General features: G+C 61.1%; 17 protein-coding genes and 1 tRNA gene. 10 read left to right on the forward strand and 8 right to left on the reverse strand.

Annotated elements, in window-relative coordinates; translation table 11 throughout:
- Positions 1-19: 19 nt before the first annotated feature.
- Positions 20-1543: a glycosyltransferase family 39 protein gene (locus tag L21_RS07675; protein WP_074369947.1), complete on the reverse strand. Its 1524-nt coding sequence runs from the start codon at positions 1541-1543 to the stop codon at positions 20-22.
- 365 nt (positions 1544-1908) lie between these two features.
- Here L21_RS07675 and L21_RS07680 point away from each other — a divergent pair, with 365 nt between their 5' ends.
- The 4 genes from L21_RS07680 (at position 1909) to L21_RS07695 (ending at position 4264) form a co-directional block, all read left to right on the forward strand.
- Positions 1909-2541 (forward strand): hypothetical protein, encoded by a 633-nt coding sequence (locus L21_RS07680; protein WP_074369898.1) that lies wholly within the window; start codon positions 1909-1911, stop codon positions 2539-2541.
- A gap of 141 nt (positions 2542-2682) precedes the next feature.
- Positions 2683-2754: transfer RNA gene (locus L21_RS07685), tRNA-Arg, on the forward strand.
- 603 nt (positions 2755-3357) lie between these two features.
- Positions 3358-4023 carry an NADH-quinone oxidoreductase subunit I gene (locus L21_RS07690; RefSeq protein WP_074369899.1) on the forward strand — a complete coding sequence of 222 codons (666 nt, stop codon included), beginning with the start codon at positions 3358-3360 and terminating at the stop codon, positions 4021-4023.
- Between the two features lie 52 nt (positions 4024-4075).
- Positions 4076-4264 (forward strand): hypothetical protein, encoded by a 189-nt coding sequence (locus tag L21_RS07695; protein WP_074369900.1) that lies wholly within the window; start codon positions 4076-4078, stop codon positions 4262-4264.
- 88 nt (positions 4265-4352) lie between these two features.
- Here L21_RS07695 and L21_RS07700 read toward each other — a convergent pair whose 3' ends face one another.
- Positions 4353-7067, reverse strand: a complete 2715-nt coding sequence (locus tag L21_RS07700; protein ID WP_074369901.1) for a PD-(D/E)XK nuclease family protein — start codon at positions 7065-7067, stop codon at positions 4353-4355.
- 564 nt (positions 7068-7631) lie between these two features.
- A complete protein-coding gene (locus L21_RS07710; protein ID WP_074369902.1) occupies positions 7632-8588 on the reverse strand; it encodes a nucleoside recognition protein in 957 nt (318 codons plus the stop codon).
- 336 nt (positions 8589-8924) lie between these two features.
- Between L21_RS07710 and L21_RS07715 the strand changes: the two genes are divergently transcribed.
- The 4 genes from L21_RS07715 (at position 8925) to L21_RS07725 (ending at position 12709) form a co-directional block, all read left to right on the forward strand.
- Positions 8925-9683 carry an ATP-binding protein gene (locus tag L21_RS07715; protein WP_074369903.1) on the forward strand — a complete coding sequence of 253 codons (759 nt, stop codon included), beginning with the start codon at positions 8925-8927 and terminating at the stop codon, positions 9681-9683.
- Positions 9684-9725: 42 nt separating this feature from the next.
- Positions 9726-10307, forward strand: coding sequence for a flavin reductase family protein (locus L21_RS07720; protein ID WP_074369904.1), 582 nt, complete (start codon positions 9726-9728; stop codon positions 10305-10307).
- Positions 10308-10362: 55 nt separating this feature from the next.
- Positions 10363-10497 carry a hypothetical protein gene (locus L21_RS14425; protein WP_256712713.1) on the forward strand — a complete coding sequence of 45 codons (135 nt, stop codon included), beginning with the start codon at positions 10363-10365 and terminating at the stop codon, positions 10495-10497.
- Positions 10498-10948: 451 nt separating this feature from the next.
- Positions 10949-12709 carry a heavy metal translocating P-type ATPase gene (locus L21_RS07725; protein WP_256712715.1) on the forward strand — a complete coding sequence of 587 codons (1761 nt, stop codon included), beginning with the start codon at positions 10949-10951 and terminating at the stop codon, positions 12707-12709.
- A 98-nt stretch (positions 12710-12807) separates the two neighbouring features.
- Here L21_RS07725 and tsaA read toward each other — a convergent pair whose 3' ends face one another.
- From tsaA to L21_RS07750, 5 genes are all read right to left on the reverse strand, one after another.
- Positions 12808-13248 carry a tRNA (N6-threonylcarbamoyladenosine(37)-N6)-methyltransferase TrmO gene (gene tsaA, locus L21_RS07730; RefSeq protein WP_241481309.1) on the reverse strand — a complete coding sequence of 147 codons (441 nt, stop codon included), beginning with the start codon at positions 13246-13248 and terminating at the stop codon, positions 12808-12810.
- Positions 13249-13344: 96 nt separating this feature from the next.
- Complete coding sequence (locus L21_RS07735) at positions 13345-14250, reverse strand: metal ABC transporter substrate-binding protein (protein ID WP_256712718.1); 906 nt, start codon at positions 14248-14250, stop codon at positions 13345-13347.
- Between the two features lie 97 nt (positions 14251-14347).
- On the reverse strand, positions 14348-15178 hold the full coding sequence (locus L21_RS07740) for a metal ABC transporter permease (RefSeq protein WP_074369907.1): 831 nt from the start codon (positions 15176-15178) through the stop codon (positions 14348-14350).
- Complete coding sequence (locus L21_RS07745) at positions 15171-15920, reverse strand: metal ABC transporter ATP-binding protein (RefSeq protein ID WP_074369908.1); 750 nt, start codon at positions 15918-15920, stop codon at positions 15171-15173. Before L21_RS07745 ends, L21_RS07740 begins: the two co-directional genes overlap by 8 nt.
- 6 nt (positions 15921-15926) lie before the next feature.
- The gene (locus L21_RS07750; RefSeq protein WP_074369909.1) at positions 15927-16370 is read right to left on the reverse strand and encodes a formylmethanofuran dehydrogenase subunit E family protein; all 444 of its coding nucleotides are present in this window, start codon (positions 16368-16370) and stop codon (positions 15927-15929) included.
- A 139-nt stretch (positions 16371-16509) separates the two neighbouring features.
- Here L21_RS07750 and L21_RS07755 point away from each other — a divergent pair, with 139 nt between their 5' ends.
- Both L21_RS07755 and L21_RS14105 read left to right on the forward strand, forming a co-directional pair.
- Positions 16510-17199 (forward strand): class I SAM-dependent methyltransferase, encoded by a 690-nt coding sequence (locus L21_RS07755; protein WP_074369910.1) that lies wholly within the window; start codon positions 16510-16512, stop codon positions 17197-17199.
- 860 nt (positions 17200-18059) lie between these two features.
- A complete protein-coding gene (locus L21_RS14105; protein WP_178377699.1) occupies positions 18060-18203 on the forward strand; it encodes a hypothetical protein in 144 nt (47 codons plus the stop codon).
- Positions 18204-18288: the final 85 nt, after the last annotated feature.

Consider the following 18288-nt stretch of genomic DNA (forward strand, 5'->3'; position numbering starts at 1 on the left):
AGTCATCGTAACCACCCCTCTAGGTCGACACAAAGAGATAGATCCCCCCACGCTGCCTGACGAACTCTGCATTTTCATTAAGCCAGTCCACCGCATCCCCGGTGGGGTCCACGGCAAAGATATCCCAGGTCACGATGTAGAACGCACGCTGTTCTGGATGCCAGTCCCGGATCGCCTCGAGATCCTTCCCGGTTGTCGCCCCGAGTTCGATGGTTCCGTCGGTTGCGTTGCTGTAGTAGTAGTCGAGCGGTTGCGCCATGTAGGACGGCAGCATGACGACAAGATCCCCTTCTCCGGTCATCTCGCCCAGTTCCATGGAGAATCCCCGCCAGTCGTTCTTCTGCAGTGTCGTGTAGTAGGTTGCAAGGAAGGGTGCGCTGACGAGAAACACCAGCGTGATAGCGAGATAGACCGCTCTCCTGTCCCTGACGAGGGCATGGAGTCCGGGATACGCCGACGCGATCCCGATGAAGTAGATAGGAAGGAGGAAGATAAGGTGGCGCGGGATCATCGGCATCCGTGAAGAGAGGATAAGGCTCGCCACCAGCGGGAGAACCATCATGAAGACGAGGAGGAGCGCTTCGTTCCTGTCCTCGCGCCAGGTATAGGCGACGCCGAGCAGAAAGAGGAGGAGGAAGGGAACCATGATGAAGTCGCTGAACCCCGATATCTGCGAGAGGGTCATGTGGATGACGTCGAGTCCCTGCATGCCGAAGGTCGGGGTGGATGACGTCCTCGCCATGAAGAGGTTGAACGTGACGATGAGCAGGGGAAGGGTGGCAACGATGAAGGCAGCGAGCGCGAGGATGGGGCTCCTCACGTTCCTGACATCCTTTCGGATCTCGCCGACGCGGGTGACCAGGGCGTGGAGAACGAGGACAGCAACCGGCACGATGGCGTAGAAGTGCATCCAGAAGGCAATTGCGGAGAAGAAGCCGAAGAGAGCCCAGGAGCGGGTCTCGTTCGATCTGTTTGCCCGCACGTAAAAGAGTAGTGCGAAGGAGAAGAAGAAGAGCATCGGGGCGTATGCCCGGGCTTCCTGGGAGTAGAAGATATGAAAGGGCGAGAACGTGAGGAGGGCGGCGGCGATGAGCCCGACGTTCCTGTCCCGGAACTCAGAGCCGATGTAGTATATAACCGGGATCGTCAGGACGCCGAAGAGTGCGGGGAGAAACCGGAGCACGAACTCACTCTCGCCGAAGAAGAGCATGCCGTGTTCCAGCCAGTAGAAGAGCGGTGGGTTGAACTCGCCGCCAGCGGTGCTCCCCCATATGCCGAGGAGTGACTGCCGGGCAAATGTGAGGGTCGCAGCCTCGTCGAGCCAGAGCGAGTTGCCGGCGAGGTTATAGAACCGGAGGAGAAAACCGGCGAGTGTCAACCCAAGAAGAGCCTGGACATACCTGCTGGTTTTTATGGATGCCACAACGGTATCGAGGGCGGATGCACCCGGGCGTACCGAAGTGGAGATCCCTGAATCAAGATCCCTTCCGCCATCGTGCACGTCTGCCTTGCGTTTGGCCCGTTTCTCCTGCTTTTTACCCATCGTTATCATCAACCGTTGGCCATGGGTGCAGATATACGTTACTGGATTGATTTGATAATGGGATCCAGGTCTGGTGAGCATTCCTCCCCGAACACTGCATGTTACATCCGTTTGTGTATGCATTATATTCGAAATACAGCAGACATTTTTTGGTGGATATAAAAATCCTTTCCGGTAAATCTCCCCGGAAAAAAACACGACCATCCTCTTTGAGATGGCCCTTCAGAGGCCGGGTTGATATAATCCTTAATCCGGCTGGATTTCGGGCTACAACACCTGACTCAGATCCACATCTCCCGTATAAAATATTTCACCGAATATCCAAGAGTAAAAACATAAATATCCCCCTGCATAATCCCTCTACGATGAGCATGGTATATAAGTCGCTCTTTGCAGCTGCGGTGATGATCCTGGTTCTCGCATCCGCCGGGTGCACGGAGATGCCGACCGGCAACGATCCGGGCTGGTCCGGAAGCCTTTCACCGGAGGAGACGGCCGGAGAGGATGACGAACCCGGATACCTGACCCCGGCAACCCCGTATCCGACTGCAACAAGCGCTATGGCCGGCCCCACGCTCAGCAGACCGACGGAGGTCCCACCGACGCCGGACCCCTACGTGACGCTCTACGACAGGACAACAGAGTTCGGTCCCGCTCACCCGAGAGACGCCTACTCCTTCAACCTGACCGCGCCCCCGCTCATCATCGAGTTCGATGTGGAGCCGAAGATGGTCACACGGGAGAAGCATACTACAAGCGATTACGGCAGCAAAAAGGACATAGTCGTCAAACAGGAATACCCGAGCGAGGATGCATGGTTTACGGTGACCGTCAGGGAGCGCGAGTCCGGCAAGATCGTGGCCGAGGACGGGTTCGGAAAAGGTTTCGGCACGGCGACCGATAAGCGGATCTACCTCGGCAAGTATGGGGACTACCTGATCGAGCTCTCCGGAAACGAAGTAAAGGTGCACGTAGAGATGCGCGCCGGGGGCGTGTAGCCTCGGGGGCAGGTCGTTGAACGGGTTTTTTCCGTCGAATTCCGGCATCTGCAGTCATTGCCATGGCGTTCTCATCGCCTGGTGAGCAATCCTTTTTAACCTGGAGAACCTAGTTATTAGGGGAAAGACACTTATTCTCGTGTCCCGGTAGGGTAGTGGATATCCTAGAAGCCTGCGGAGCTTTTGACCCGGGTTCAAATCCCGGCCGGGGCGCTTTTTGATTTTGTATTCTATTTATCATCGCAGCCAGAACCTGCAGATCTGTGCTCTTTCGGTCCTGATCTCGCACGCTGCCCCGTTTGCGCGCAGGTCCGGAAACCAACCGCGCACCCGGATCTCCCGGCCAGGAGACGCGCCCGGGCCGGAGGGGACAGTCCAGAACGGGACGCAGGCAGAAGGTAGTTGGCGACGGAGCAGAAACATCCGCCGGGCGTCCGAACTGCGGCTGAACGTGAGGCACGGCCGGACAGAAATACGGTGAACCTGCATGAGCGGTGGGAAAGGGCGGATGCTGTCCGATCTCCCGTGACACCTACGGGAGGGTTCACGGTTCGGGTCATCTCGCCGGAAAGCCTCTCCCTGACGGCGTAGCCTTCCCACTCTTCCTCCTGTTTGCGCCGGACGGCGATCCGCAGCTTCCCCGGGCCGAATGCCCTCTGAAACGGGCACGATGATCCTTTCTGCCTCCATACTCTCAACGCCTCCAGGTGTCGTGCAGCCTACACACTCCCCCTCATACAAGCTGTTCCCGGGGCACTCTCTCGGCAGGCCGAACGACCACTCCCTTCTTCACCCCCCGCCCCAATACCACCTCCAATGCCCAACGACCAGGAGATCATCGGGGCGGCCATCCGAAAGGCCTGTGAACTCGGGGCGGACGTAGCAGGCGCCGTGGCGGCGGCACGGCTCATCGACTGCCCCTCGGCGGTCGCGGAAAAACGCCCGGGATCAGAGGAAGACCGGGGGACCTACATCGTCCTCGGCCTCTCCCACGACCCCGGGCACCCCGAACTCGACCTCTGGGAGCCGGGCCGGGGGACGCCCGGCGACCGGATACTCGGAAAGATCGGCAAAGAACTCGCCCGCTGGCTGCAGAAAGAGTACGGAACCAGCGCCCGACTTATCCCCTACCGGATCGAGGAGGGCGGGATCTACCTCAAAGACGCGGCCTCTCTGGCAGGGATTGGGCGGATGGGGAGGAGCAACCTCATCATCGTCCCGGGCTACGGGCCGCGGGTTCGGTTCCGGGCGGTATGGGCTGACCTGGACAGCCCGGATGTGGAACCGCCGGAGGGAGACGACCCCTGCACCGGCTGCGAGAACTCCTGCGCCCGCGCCTGCCCGATGGACGCCTTCTCCACCGGGAGATTTAGCCGGACGCGGTGCCTGGCACGGATGGATGCCGACAGGAACTCCGGGAGGGAACGGATCGACCACTGCCGGGCCTGCGAACTCGCCTGCCCCGCCGGAGACAAAGGGTAGATAATCCGGCGGGTAAAACACTCCGGGAGCCACCGAGGAGAGCCTGATCCGGGTGGAGCCGGACGCTGGAGAGGATATCATGAAGGTGCTCGTGAGAACCCCTGACGGGGCTGAAGAGGTCAGGGAAGTCGACTCCGAATGGGTCATCCCCGGCGACGTCCTGGACGACGGCTCGGTCGTCCTCGAACTCTGGGACGAACTCTCGGACGACGACTATCTGGCGATCGGCCTCTACGACTGAGCGGTGAGGCAGGGCGCAGAAGTGCCCGTTGCGACTCGTTTCGGCCGGGAAGCGCCGCGTCCCGTGTTTCTCCTCCGGAACCCCGCCGTTAAAGATTCTCCTCTTCAATCCCCCGGACCGCTCGACCAATCTCGGCAAAGACCCGCTCCTCGTCCACCTCAATCTCCGCCCAGCGGTCGGCATCGACGAAGTAGAGGTAGGGCGTGACCGGACTCCCGAGGAACTGGCCGGCGGCATGGCAGTAGACCGTCATCTGGATCGCATAATCCGCGGCGTCCCCCGGCGTCCCGGTCTTGTAGTCGATGAGCATCCAGGCGCCGTTCAGCCGCTGCACCAGCCGGTCGATGACCCCCCTGAACGCAATCCCGTTCACCCGCACCAGAAACGGCACCTCGCGGTGGTCGCGGACGATCCCCTGCATCAGGGGGGAGGCGAGGAACCGGGAGTAGAGTTCCCGGTACTCCGGTGCCCGGATGGGATCCAGCCCATGCCGCCGCAGCACCGCGGCGGGATCGCGGCCGCGGAAGACCTCGTGGACGGCGAGACCTCGAATTAGGGCGTCATCCCCGGCGGCGAACCCCGGCAGCCGGGACTCTGCCGGGCCGCGGAGGTGCGCCTCGATCTCGCTTGCCGAGTAGACACGCTCCCCCTCTCCGTTCGGGGGAACGCCCGGCGGGACAACCGCCGTGGGGATATCGTCCCGTAGCGGGAGACCGGGCGGGGTGGTCTCCCGCGCGTCGGCCGGGATCGCCGCGGGATCGAGAGCAGGCGGGATGCGGAGCGTCTCGGTGACGGACTCACCCCGCGCGATGGAGGCACAGGCCTGCCGGATTGCCGCGAGCCCGGAGTCCGGGAGATCGCCGTCCCCCCACATCCCCGGGGAGAATGCCTCACGGACGGCGTCCACAAACCCGGAACGGATCACCGGGGTCGCACCGTCGGTCGCGGGGTAACTCAGGTAGATCCTGGAGCGGGCGGAGAGCAAGGCGGCGGTGAAGTAATACCGCTCCTCCCGGAGGATATCCTCCCTCGACCGCGCCCCAGAGCGCCGGGTCCCGGCATCGGCGGTGAACGGGGGCGGGGTGGTCAGCTGCGGCATCACGCCCTCGACGAGGTTGCCGACGAAGAGGTAGGGGACGGCGAGGTGCGCAACCTCCCGGACGCCGACCACCTGGACGCCGCCGCTGTTCCGGCGACGGGCTGTCCGGGTTCCGGCGGCAAGTTGCGCGAGCAGGGAGGAGAACTCCGCAAGAGACATCTTCTCTTCCGGCAGCAACCGGACGAGGCGTTCGAACGACGCGAGAAGATTGATGAACTCCCCGAGAAGATCGGGATCGCCCATCTTTGACATAACCGGAGCCTGCCACCGCTCGATGAGCGAGCGATAGACGGCGATATGGCCGGCGAGCGTCTTCGTCCCTTCGAGCATCGAGAGATCGGCAAAGAGCGTCCCGACGGCGTCCCGTGCCGACGCTATCGAGACCGCCTTTGCTGCGAGCCGGGATCTCGCGGGTTCCGGGGTTTCCGGTCGGTCTCGCTCATCTTCGACGGTGCGGAGAAGCGCGGCAAACTGCTCGTCCCAGGAGGCCGCCCCGGCGGTTATCCGAGCCTCCCGGGAGAGGAGATCGAGATCGCAGCCGCATGTGATCGGTAGGAATGGAGAGGCCGCGAGCGCGACGACGTCCTCCCGCCGGTAACCGCGGGCAGGAACCGCGGCGACGTCGAGCAGTGCCCTGACGAGCGGCAATGCAGAGAGCGGCCGGCCGTCGGACGCAACGTATGGAACCCCGAATTCGGGGAAGACCGCCTCCACGCAAGGCAGCGCCGATGATAAGTCAGGGAACGCGACCGCGATCTCGCCCGGCCGCACGCCGGCGGCGACCAGATCGCGGATCTCCTGCGCGATCGCCCGGACTTCGTCGAGCCCGTCACGTCGTTCTGCGAGGCGGATGCAGCCGCCGCAGTCGGCGGACTTGGCCCGGGAGAAGAGGAGGGCAAGGCGTGAGCGGCGCGTGTCCGGGGCATCCCCGGAGATGACCGTATCCGGGAGCAGCCATTCGCCGTCATCGGCAAAGACCACCGGATTTCTGGCGTAGGGGATCGAGTAATGAAAATCCTCCGCAGATTCCCGCAAGGAAAGAAGCAGGTCGCGCTCGAGCGGCATCGGCTCGAAGAGACCGTAGACGAAGACCGTCCGGGGAGGGCGGGCATAATACCTGCCGGCTGTCCGCGGCATCGGCTCGAAGAGGCCGTAGATATAGACCGTCCGGAACCAGCCTGTGTCGGAGAGTATCCTGACCACACGGGCAAAGAGCGCGCGCTCGTCGACGAGGTCGTGCTCGTCGAGGAACCGGCGGTAGGCATCGAAGAGGCGGGCGATCTCGACGCATCTGGCGGTCGCGAGATCGTCGAGAGCGGCCGGATAATCGACCTTCCACATGAGGATGGCCTCAAAAAGGGTCGCGAGTTCGTCGACCGCACCGGTGCCGGAAAGAAGCGGGTACTTGCCGGCGTCGAGGAGGCGGGCGAGGATGAGCCGGGACTCGGCCCCGGAGATCAGCGTTTCCGACGTCGCATAATCGAGAAAGATCTTCCGGGCGAACCCGGAGAGGGTCGTGACCGTGTCGGCGACGACCGGGACATCCTCTTCCCTGAGGCGGCGGACGATCTCCCGGGCAAGATGAGAGGTCGGGACGATGAAGACGGTGCCGAACGGATCGCGGGCGGCGGCTTTCCGGAACTCTGCGATGAACGCGTCGAGACCCTCTCCGGGCAACTGGCGGTACAGGACGGCGGGGGACATCCGATCTTCTCTCCTGAAGAGAGGTTGGGAGTGGAAGAGGGATGAGTGTTGTTATTTGGGTCGGGGAGGCGACCGGGATCATCCGGTTTAAGTGCGGGTGCAGAAGAGTAATGAATGCTTATGGATCTGAACTTCTGCCGCCACTATACCGGCGACGGCACCCCGCCGTCGAACCGCTACTGCCGGATCTGCCCGGAGATCGCCTGCGGCCGGCTGTGGCGCCGGGTCCTCAGTCTTGCCGTATCGAACGGTGGGAACCCAATCCCGCTCCCAGGGACGCGAGCAGTCCTCTTCCCGAATCCGAAGAACCCTGATTTCGTCCGGCTGCAGGTCAACTGCCGCTGGGGTCTCCCGAAGGAGGACTTCCTGCACTACATCGCCACCGGCCACGCGAAGATGGGTCGGCAAGGGCAGCGGAGCGAGCCCCGTGCATCCCCGAGCTGCACCCGGCAGGAGCCCTATGTGCAGGCGATCGTCGAACTGCTCGGCGGGATGGGTATACCGGAGATACGGGCGGTGCGGGAGGCGCAGAAGGGGGCTGAGCCGGCCCATAGTGCCGCGCCCTCAACCCCACTCAAGTCCGTACGCCAGCACGGCGACCAAACAGGCCATGATGCCGTTACGGAGCACCGTCGAGACGAGCATGATCTCCGTTCCCGTCCGCATGCCGAAGATCGCGACGTAAGAAGAGCCGAGCCAGCGGATGCTCCGTGTCACGCTGGTGAGGACGTTCCCGACGAGGAGGGTGAGGACGATCTGTTGCCAGGTCATATCCCCCGCGGCGAGCAGGGCGGAGGCGACGCTCGCGCCCGCGACGAAACTGCCGAACTGGGCGGCGATGATGGCAAACCCCTCCGGCGGCACGGGGAATATCGCTCCAGCGCCCTGCATCATCCCGGCGAGCCGGTCGAAGACACCCGCGTTGATGAGGAACGCGACGATGACGATGGTGGGGACGGTGATCGAGAGCAGGCGCACAAGGATCTTTTTTGAGGACGTACATGCCGTCCGTAGCGCCTCCTGGAGCGTGACGGCCGGTCCCTCCGCCGGAATGACCTGCGTGCACGAGGTGGGGGTGAGGATGACCCGGCCGAGGACCATGACGAACGCGGTCTTTGCAAGGCCGACGAGCATCAACAGGCCGAAGTAGATGAGGCCGGGGATGCCGAGAAGAGGGATGTAGACCGGGAGGAGGTAACGCCAGTGCATGACGACCGTCGGAAACGAGTTCATGACGGCAGCGATGACGAGCTCCTTACGGCTGATGATCTCCTTTGCGTGGTAGTCCATCAGCATGGCGTTCGCGGCAGGGGGAGAGACGAAGGCCATGAGGAAACTGGTGCCGCACTCCTCCCGCAGGCAGGCGAACGAGGTGAGCGGACGGGAGAGGGCAGCAATCCGCCCGGCGACATTCAGGGCGACGAGCACCTCGGCGAGGAAGACCCCGGCAATCATCATCGGGACCATCTCGCCGAGCAGGCCGGCAGCGAGCGTCGCTGTCTGAATGATGCCGTCGTACATGGTTCCCCGGGGACCGCCGCGTCCCTGCGATATGAAAAACCTGGGTTTAGACTCTAATAAATAATCGTATTTACACGATTAAATTCCACCAAATATGATTTAGGACAATATTAATAGCACTCAGAACCCGATACGTCATTTGCCCCTCCAGCACAGCGACTGCGTTCATAATTGTAAGTCGGATGAGTATCATGTACATATTAATTATTTTTACTAAAGAATATTAAAAATATATTTTTCTATATCAAATGATACCAATATAAATAATCGTGTTACTAAAATGACGGTGTCCACGCAGGTACACTGAAACAGGCAAACGAAGGAAGTAAAAACGAAATGAAGATCGCTATTTGTGGAAAAGGAGGCAGCGGGAAGAGCACGCTCGCTGCCCTGCTCGCACGTGAGTACGCACGGCGGAACCGCCCCGTGCTGGTCATCGATACCGACGAGTCGAACCTCGGGCTGCACCGTCTACTCGGGACGGACGCACCGCCCGACCTGATGAACTACTTCGGGGGCAAGATGACCGTAGGAGCGAAGATTATGGCGGCGATGCCCGACCTGACATCTGTCCACCTGATCGAGGATGCCTGGACGCTCGACGACCTTCCAAAGGACTATGTCGCCGAAGACCACGGCGTTCGGCTCGTCGCCATCGGCAAGATCCACGATGCGGGAGAGGGATGTGCATGCCCGATGGGAATGCTTGCCAAACAGTTTCTCGGCGGTCTTCGCCTCGGTGACAACGATGTTGTTATCGCAGACACCGAGGCGGGGATCGAGCACTTCGGCCGCGGAATCGATCAGGAGGCCGACGTGATCCTCATGGTGCTCGACCCCTCATTCGAGTCGCTGCGGCTCGCAGAGAAGATTACGGGAATGGCGGGGGGGATCGGCATTCCGCTCTACTATGTGCTGAATAAAACGGATCCGGCCATGGCTGCCCGGATGCGCGAGGGGATTGCGGATCCGTCCCGGATCATTTGCGAAATCCCGCAGGAGCCAGGCATCCTTGAAGCGGGTCTCGGCGGACAGGCCTTGACGGACGGGCGCCCGGCCATCGGCTTACTGGTCGAGGTGCTGGAAGGGCGGTAGCCGCCCGTAGAGAATAATGCCGACGTAAAGGACGTAAAAACCATGCACCTACCACCGCACAGCCGTGAAAACGTCCTGCCGCTCCCCGTGGTGCTCATCTCGACGATCTCGAAGGCCGGGATCCGGAATGCCGCACCCTGGGGGAACATCACCCCGATCCTCCGGCCCCTCGACGAGATCGTCCTTGCCTCCTGGCTGCGGCGCGACACCCTCGACAACATCAGGGAGACCGGCGAGTTCGTCGTCAACGTGCCGCCGGCCACGATGGTCGAGGAAGTGATGATCTGCTCCCGGAACTTCCCGCCCGAGGTCGACGAGTTCGAAGAGGCAGGGCTTACCTCCCGGCCTTCAGCCGTCGTCGCGCCGCCCGGCATCGAGGGGTCGGTCGCGTGGATGGAGTGCCGGCTCGTCGAGGAGATCACGAGGGAGAAGTTTGCGCTCGTCATCGGCAACGTCGTCCGTCTTGAGGTGAACGACCGGTATGTCACCGCCCAGGGCAACCTGGACATCGATGCCGCCCGGCCCCTCTGCATGGTCTGCAGCAACGACGGGATCCGGTTCGCTTACCCCGTCGATGCAGGACGGTTTGCGCCCTACTCTGAGATGTTCGTCCGGAGATCCTGATCGTCCCCCACCGGCCGGCAAAACTTATATCCCTGGGGCGGAAAAAGAGGCCTTTATGCCGGCCTGCAGTGACTGCGCCCTCTATACGAAGAAGACCGGGACCGAGGGGGAGTGCAGCATCAACGGCCCCGTTCCCGCTGACCGGGACGCCGGGCGGTGCCCGTCCCGGACGTTTCGGCCACGCGGATGACGTCGTGACGTTTGAGGGGCATGACCATATTCGTCGGGAGCGGATGCCCTGCGTCACACTACGCTTGAGAAACGATTGCTATGCATCAGAGAGCCGGAACTCTGCCGATGCAGTTCCAGGGGGAGATAGAATGATCCGAACCCTGCGATATGAATTCCAGGATAAATAAATAAGATTAAGTATGAGATCCATTAACAATTTTAACACTTGAAAGAAGTGTCACAGGCGGGCGCTTCTGTCCTTTCCGCCCGCTTCTTTCCAGTATCGTATGTACGGTGATTCGAGAATGGATGTGACTCATGATTCTTCCGGACCATTGACTGCCGCCCCCTGGTCCCTTCTCCGAGACTATAGAGAATTCCTGCTCGCTCCGGGCACAATCTTCACGCTTGTCAGCGGCACCCTCCTGTTGATTGCTATTCTGTGCCAGTTTTCCGGCCTCTTTCCCGGTATGGCCCTGGAAATCTATGCGGATTGGATCTACCTTGCAGCCGCTCTGGTGGGATCTTCGTTCATCTGGTACAGCGCCGCCCAGGGGATCCGCGAACGCGATTTCACCGCAGATATCCCCGTTTCCCTTGCTACGGCCGCAGCCATCGCGATCGGGGAATATTCCGCTGCTGCCGTTGTCGCCGTGCTCCTCCTCTTCGGCGGGATGCTCGAAGAGCTCGTCGCCGCCCGCGCCGACCGGGCGCTTGACGCGCTTGCCCGGTTGCTACCTGACCGGGTGACCGTTCGGCGCAACGGCAGAGACCTTTCCCTTCCTCTCGAAGAACTGGTCGTCGGTGATCTTCTCATCGTGCATTCCGGGGAGCGGATCGCCGTCGACGGGGAGATCCAGTTCGGGACGGCTTCCGTCAACCAGTCGGCGATCACCGGAGAAAGCGTGCCGGTGGAGAAGCAGAAAGGGGACACCGTCTTCGCCGGCACCCTCAACGAGATCGGGGCGATCGAGGTCCGTGCAACCCGGGTCGGGACCGAGACCACGCTCGGCCAGATCCGCAGGCTTGTTGCGGACGCCCAGGAAGAGAAAGCGCCTGTCGAGCGGGTGCTCGACCGCTACGCAAAGTTGTATACGCCGGCCGCCATCATCCTGGGGCTGCTCCTCTGGTGGTGGACCGGGAACGTCCTGCAGGCGATCACCATGCTCATCGTCTTCTGCCCGTGCGTGATCGTCCTCGCGACACCGACGGCACTCGTCGCCTCAATAGGGAATGCCGCGCTCAGGGGCAGCCTCGTGAAGAAGGGAGCGGCTGTGGAGACGCTGGCCCATGTTGATACCGTGATCTTCGACAAGACCGGGACGCTCACGCTCGGGGAGCTGCGGCTCGCCGCCGCGGTTCCTTTCGATGACGTCCTCGAAACCAGCCTGATAGGGTACGCCGCATCCGCCGAGAAGTTCAGCGAACACCCTGTAGGTAGGGCGATCGTGCAGGCTGCCATAGAGCGTGAGATCACAGTCCCGGACCCCGACTCCTGCGAGTTATTGACCGGGCTCGGCGTGAAGGCCGAAATAGGGGGGCGGATGGTCCTGCTCGGACGCCCGAAGCTCTTCGCCGGGATGGGAATCACCCTTTCCGAGACCGTTCTCCGGGAGATCGATGCCAGAACCCACGAGGGAAAGAGTGTCATCGTCGTGATGATCGACGATATGGTCAGCGGTCTCCTGATCTTTGAGGACACGCTCCGGGAGCATGCACAGGAGACCGTTGCCGCCCTCAACACGGCAGGCATCAGGACGGTCATCGTAACGGGAGACAACCGGGGGGCAGCCGCCAGGATCGCAGAAAAAACCGGGATATCTGAGACCCATGCCGAGATGATGCCGGAGGAGAAGGTCGGAGTCGTGAAGCGGTTTCAGGAAGCAGGGCACCGGGTGGCATTCGTTGGCGACGGGGTGAACGACGGCCCGGCACTCGCGACCGCCGACGTGGGTGTGGCGATGGGGAATGCCGGCACGGACGTCGCCATCGAGACTGCAGATGTGGTGCTGTTATCGGACGAGCTCCTCAAACTCCCGCATCTCATCGGCACCTCGCAAAAAACTCTCCGGACCATCCGGCAGAACCTCATCTTTGCTGTGGGAGTTCTTCTCCTTGCCGTGTGCCTTACCGTCTTCAACATCCTCACGCCGGTGACCGGGGCGCTCCTGCACGAACTCTCCTCAATTCCGGTGATTGCCAACTCGGCACGGCTGATCGGGCTGAAGTGAAAACCGGTTCATTTTTTAGACCGCTCCCCGGGAACGGGAGGGGTCAACAAAAGTCGGGGGACTCCCCCGGCAAAAGTGCTGGAAGCAGCCCTATCCGATCACTTCGGACAGTCGATCTCTTCCGAGTAGGGTTTGATGTCGAGAACCGGTGTCCCGTCGAGAGCTTCCAGCCCCCTGACCCGGATCGTCCCGCCCGTTATGTTGATGACATCGACGAGCGACAGGCTGATCGGATTCGGCCGGTTGGGGGAACGGGTTGCAAACACACCATGCTCCACCGGTTTGTGCGGGGGTGTCACACGGAGCACCGTCCGGTCGGACCGGTCAAACCAGCAGAGCACGAAGAGGTGTTTCTTCTCCTCAACCCTGAAAAGGCCGGGGAGGTATCGCTCGTCGATGACAATCTCCGCTTCGGTGTCGGTCAGCCTGCCCTGCCGTGGAGCATCCTCTTTCTTCTTATACGGCGAAGAAACGTACCCGATAGGGTTCAAGTCGACGTTCGTGATGCTCCCCTCCCGGTAATGGCGACGGCACTGCAACTCTCTTCACAGAACGGCGATACACCGATTTTCGTGATCCCAATCTGTAGTTCCATGGTTTTCTCCGTAATCAAAAGGTAGCGGTAAGAGGATCTCCTACCGCCTGCGGGTGAGCAGCAGGGAGCTGCCTCCAAGGATTGCCGCAACGGCCAGGATTCCGGGCAGCGGAGCAGCAGTCGCGGCCGGTGCAGCCGCTTCTCCCGACGCAGCCTGCACCGGTGTGACCAGACCCTTGTTGTAGCGGATGACGTCGGGGAGCGAGTCGACGCCCGGGAGCGACTTGGGGAAGTTGGTGAAGATGATCCGCTCTGCAGGCACCCCGTTGTCGTGAAGCGCCTCCTCGAGGCCCTTTGCCAACTCCCCCGACTGCATGTTCTCGATGACGTACTTCACGTTCCGATACTTTTCGGGATGATTGCGGATATCGTCAACGACAACCCGCGGGGTGAATTTTCCACCCTGATAGAACTCCGGCGCATAGATGGACACCAGGTTCAGCCCGAGCCAGCCGACCGCTGCGTCCTCCTGCCAGACCATCACCACGGCATCCTGACCGGGAATCGTCTCCTGCTCCTCAGAGGAGAGATCCGCAGCATCGATCTCCGCAAGGTAATCATCCAGCCGCGCTTCATAGTACGTCCGGTTTGCCGGATCCGCAGCAATCAGCCATCCCGCCACCTCGTGGGAGAGGTTTCTCGCCCCCGACGGGGTGTTCCAGATCATGGAGGGGTTCTCCAGGGTCACCCACTCCACCGTGCCGTAGTCGTTGGCAGTCATAAAATCGGCGACATACGGCATCACGTAGGACTGATCGACCGATCCGTTGTGGGCAACGAAGAGGTCGGCATCGCGAATGAACTCCTTCTGCAACTGGATGCGGTTCGGGATGATGTCCGCCTGCATGTGGGGGCAGATGGTCGGATCGGCGATGTAGACGGCCTCGACCTTCTCCCCGCCGATGTATTGGATGGGATCCCAGAGAACGGTGGTCGTGGAGACCACCGTTATGGCGTTTACCCCGGGTGCTACGAAAAGTAAGGCAAGTAGGAAAGATAGGATACGAATTCTATTCATATTGAGAATAGTTGTGATTGACATATTAAATCTTGCGAAAGGTAACCCGTCGCCTGGGTGAGAGGAGCACCGCGGCGATGAAGACGACGGAGAAGAGAACGGCGGTCAGGGGAGCGACGGGGAGGGAATATTCCAGGCCGACAAGGGCGCCGGATATACTGATCACGGCGGCTACAGTCGGGGCGACCACAAACATCGCGGCCAATCGGTTACAAAACTGGAGTGCGATTGCCGCCGGGGTGACCAGCCAGACGTAGAGCAGGAGGCCCCCGATGATGGGGAGGCAGAGGGCGACGGTGAGCGCAATGACGAAGAGCATCGCGTAGTAAACCGGTTTCACCCGAATCCCGACCGATTCCGCGATCCTCTTGTCGAAGATTATCGCGGTGATCTCCTTGTAGAGGACAACGATAAAGGCGATCGCAACGACGCAGATGACCGCGAGGACGTATATCTCTTCGCGGTAGAGGGAGATGACGTCCCCGAAGAGGAGACCCATGGCGGAGAACCCCTGCCCAAGGGTCTGCATGTAGGCGATGAAGAAGATGGCCACGGCCATGCAGATCCCGAACAGCAGCCCGAGCGACGTATCGGGAGAGAGCCGGGCCTTATCCGAGAGAGGGCCGATGAGGAAGGCGACGGCGACGCCGGCCACGATGGAGCAGACGGTTGGATTGAGGGAGAGGAACATTCCCACCGCCGCACCGGCAAAGGCGGCATGGGCCATGGTGAACCCGATGGAGGAGATCTGCACCTGGGTGATGATCACGCTGAGGACGGCGCAGGCGACGGAGGCGAAGAGCATGGCCTCCACGGCATGGCAGACGATGTTGTTCTGGATGATGAACTCAAGCATGTAAAGCCCCTTTTCCGGCACTCCGGACGACCTGCTCCACCTCTTTTGGGGGGCACTCCCGGCTGACCACGATCTTCCCCTCCTGCATCACCACGACCCGCACCGGCCTGTCAGGCAGGTCGTCAAAGGCATGCGATACGATCAGCACCGTTATCCCGCTCCCGACCAGACGGGCGAGAAGGCGGTTGATCTCCTCCCGGGCAAACATATCCAGGTTGGAGAAAGGCTCGTCCAGAAGGAGGACCTCTGGATTGCGGGCCAGGTTCTGGGCCATGAGCACCTTCTGCTGCTGCCCGCCGGAGAGCTGCCCGATGGGGCGGGTGGCGAGATCCTCGATGCCGAGCAGATGCAGGGCTTTTTTCACCTCCACGTAATCCTCCGTCCGGGGCTTCCGGAAGAGACCGATCGTGCCGTAGCATCCCATCAAGACGACCTCCTCGACCGTGAACGGCGTGAGCGGATCAAAGGCAAAGTTCTGGAGGAGGTAGCCGACCCGGCACCGTACCTGCACCCCGTCTCCCCGCACGTCTTGCCCGCATACGATAGCCTTTCCGTGGGTGATGGCGAGCATCCCGTTGATGGTCTCGAGCAGCGTGGTCTTCCCGGCCCCGTTCGGACCACCTATCACCACGAACTCGCCCTTCCCTATCGAGAGGGAGATGTCCGTCAGGGTGGGGCGGTCTGCACCCTCGTAGGCGGTGTACACGTTTTCAAGCCTGATGACAGGGTCCGACGGAGTCATGGCCCTTCAGGACGAGGAGAGGTCGAAGAGTTCATCGTCGCGCCTGTAGTACATCTCCTCGGCCACGGCTTCGATCGCGGCCTCGTAGTCCATATCCCGCCCGGGGAGGGGGAACGGGTGCGGAGTGACGGTGATCCGTCTCCCGTCGGCTTCAAAGGTGCAACTGACGGTCTCCGAGGGGATGATCTCGATGTTTCGCTTTCCAAGCGTACACCCGCTCCCGAGCTGGACCCCGTCTGCCAGGCAGGACTGCGGGGGCACCCCGGCACAGCGGATCTCGGCCTTCATCCGGAACGGGTCGTCGCAGAAGGTACCCCGTACATACTTTCCGATTCGGTACCCAAGGACGATATAAGGCCCCAGGTGACCGTGGAACGCGGCAAGGTCGGCTACGGAGAAGTCATTTTTGATATTATAGTATTTGCAGTGGCGGTGGGTCTCTGCATCCATGGAGTATCGTCTGTAGAGATAATATTTAATAATTGTTCATTCTGATTACGTATGAAAGAAACACAATTATTTCCCACCACATTCAGGAGGTTTTACCTATGGATAACCTGGAACAAACATACAGGACGGCTGATGAAGCATGACCGAAACGCACCAGGTCCACGGAGCCATGGATGCAGAGGATTACGACCATCTCGTCAGGGCCATTGTTCCCGGCCAGCCTCTCCTCCTTGCCACCATCATCGATTACCTGCCTCCCCACCCACGGCGGATTCTTGAACTTGGCTGCGGGACCGGGATCCTCACCGCGATGGTTCGGGAGGAGTATCCCGACGCGGAGATAACCGGGATCGACCTCTCCCCGGAGATGCTGAAGACGGCAGCGGCAAAACCCGATCTTGCCGGGGTCGAGTTTCTTGCACAGGATCTGCGGGATGCGTGGCCGACCGATCGCTACGATGCGATCGTCACCTCCCTCTGCCTCCACCACGTCTCAAAGGAGGACCGGGTTATGGTCGCCCGCCGGGCCTTGCAGGCGCTTTCGCCGGGAGGCCGGTTCATCTGCGGGGACATCTTCCGGGCCGGAGACGACCGGGAGGAGCAGATGCAGAGGGAGATCTGGTGCCGGGGCATGGAACGGCAGGGAGTTCCCGGCGACGTCATCCGGGGAATGGTGGCACAGCGGGAGAAGCACATGTCTACGTTCACCACGGTATCAGAGTTCCGGGAGATGCTGGTGGAGTCGGGGTTCGGCAATGCGATTGTGCCGTTCACCTCAGGCTTCGTAGGCCTGGGGGTGGGGTTTGCAGGAGAACCTGAGGGGGTTTGATGGGAGATAACCTCCCATCCTTCTGCATTTCCCGCCCGTGCCCGCGGACACTTGCATGCCACAGGCAGAGGCCGCCGTACAATCCCGGGCCTGACAGGTGCATGCCTCCTGCCGTGGCCCCGGATTTGTCCGTGATACAAGAAAGCGGGAAAGCACCGCTGTCCAATCATTCAACCGTCTGCCCGGATACGACTCCCATCTTTTCCGGCCGTGCAACCGGAAGCAGTCGTGCACTGGACCCCAGACAATAGGGTGCCGTCCCGTGACTGCCTCCGGGAAAGAAAAAGGAGATTTGGATTGGACGTGCAGTGGAACGCCGGGACGGACATGGGTTGAGGCGATAGATACATGCTGTACGAAATATTCAGAGGGTGCATCGACCCTCTGAAATAAGTATTACTTTAATAAATAAAAATATTACTAATTGTGTATCAGTTGTGAAATAGTAATAATCGTGCAGGAATGGCTGCACTTCCCCTGACAACGCCCGGGGAGCGCGGTCGCATCGGGCTCTCTGCACCCCCTCGTGCGGGCCGGCCGCCGGAGCAGCCGCCGCAGTCGAAAACAATCAACGTTAATACTCCTCCGCACCATCGGATAGTTATATGAAGGATCCCCGGCACATCGCCGGTTTCCCTGTTCTCAAGGAGTTCAAGGCTGTCCATGAGGAGGAGGAAGCGGCATGACGGCTGCACCTATGTCCCGGAGCCGCTGCCCCCGGCCGGCATCGACTGGGAGACCCACATCCCCCGGATAGCGTCGGCGAACCGCGCTCTCGCCCGGTACTCGAAGCGAACCCGCGAGACGCGCTCTTCGCAACGCCGATCTTCATCCCATCCGAGTTTTACGAGCAGACAGGGATGCCGAAGAAGACGGCAAACCGACTCCTCCAGCAACTCCGGGAACAGGAGATCATCACCGTCATCGCCGAGGGCGGGGGACGGCGTGCCACGACCTACGTTTTTTCGCGCCTGATCGCCGTCACCGAGGGAGACCGGCTGTAAGTATTCTGATACCTGCAAACCCGGTTGCGTATATGAAAACCCGATCAGATATACGCAAGCCATAGTTCCGGGAACGTTTGTGGGT

The sequence above is a fragment of the Methanoculleus chikugoensis genome (assembly GCF_900095385.1).
GTDB lineage: Archaea > Halobacteriota > Methanomicrobia > Methanomicrobiales > Methanoculleaceae > Methanoculleus > Methanoculleus chikugoensis_A.

Bases quoted from the DNA above. Each gene is read 5' to 3' on its own strand.
- L21_RS14425 (WP_256712713.1), top strand. From the start codon at position 10,363: ATGCCGGCCTGCAGTGACTGCGCCCTCTATACGAAGAAGACCGGGACC.
- L21_RS07680 (WP_074369898.1), top strand. From the start codon at position 1,909: ATGAGCATGGTATATAAGTCGCTCTTTGCAGCTGCGGTGATGATCCTG.
- L21_RS07740 (WP_074369907.1), bottom strand. From the start codon at position 15,178: ATGCTTGAGTTCATCATCCAGAACAACATCGTCTGCCATGCCGTGGAG.
- L21_RS07700 (WP_074369901.1), bottom strand. From the start codon at position 7,067: ATGTCCCCCGCCGTCCTGTACCGCCAGTTGCCCGGAGAGGGTCTCGAC.
- L21_RS07675 (WP_074369947.1), bottom strand. From the start codon at position 1,543: ATGGGTAAAAAGCAGGAGAAACGGGCCAAACGCAAGGCAGACGTGCAC.
- L21_RS07710 (WP_074369902.1), bottom strand. From the start codon at position 8,588: ATGTACGACGGCATCATTCAGACAGCGACGCTCGCTGCCGGCCTGCTC.
- L21_RS07720 (WP_074369904.1), top strand. From the start codon at position 9,726: ATGCACCTACCACCGCACAGCCGTGAAAACGTCCTGCCGCTCCCCGTG.
- L21_RS14105 (WP_178377699.1), top strand. From the start codon at position 18,060: ATGCCGAAGAAGACGGCAAACCGACTCCTCCAGCAACTCCGGGAACAG.
- L21_RS07690 (WP_074369899.1), top strand. From the start codon at position 3,358: ATGCCCAACGACCAGGAGATCATCGGGGCGGCCATCCGAAAGGCCTGT.
- L21_RS07715 (WP_074369903.1), top strand. From the start codon at position 8,925: ATGAAGATCGCTATTTGTGGAAAAGGAGGCAGCGGGAAGAGCACGCTC.
- L21_RS07725 (WP_256712715.1), top strand. From the start codon at position 10,949: ATGGCCCTGGAAATCTATGCGGATTGGATCTACCTTGCAGCCGCTCTG.
- L21_RS07755 (WP_074369910.1), top strand. From the start codon at position 16,510: ATGACCGAAACGCACCAGGTCCACGGAGCCATGGATGCAGAGGATTAC.
- L21_RS07745 (WP_074369908.1), bottom strand. From the start codon at position 15,920: ATGACTCCGTCGGACCCTGTCATCAGGCTTGAAAACGTGTACACCGCC.
- L21_RS07750 (WP_074369909.1), bottom strand. From the start codon at position 16,370: ATGGATGCAGAGACCCACCGCCACTGCAAATACTATAATATCAAAAAT.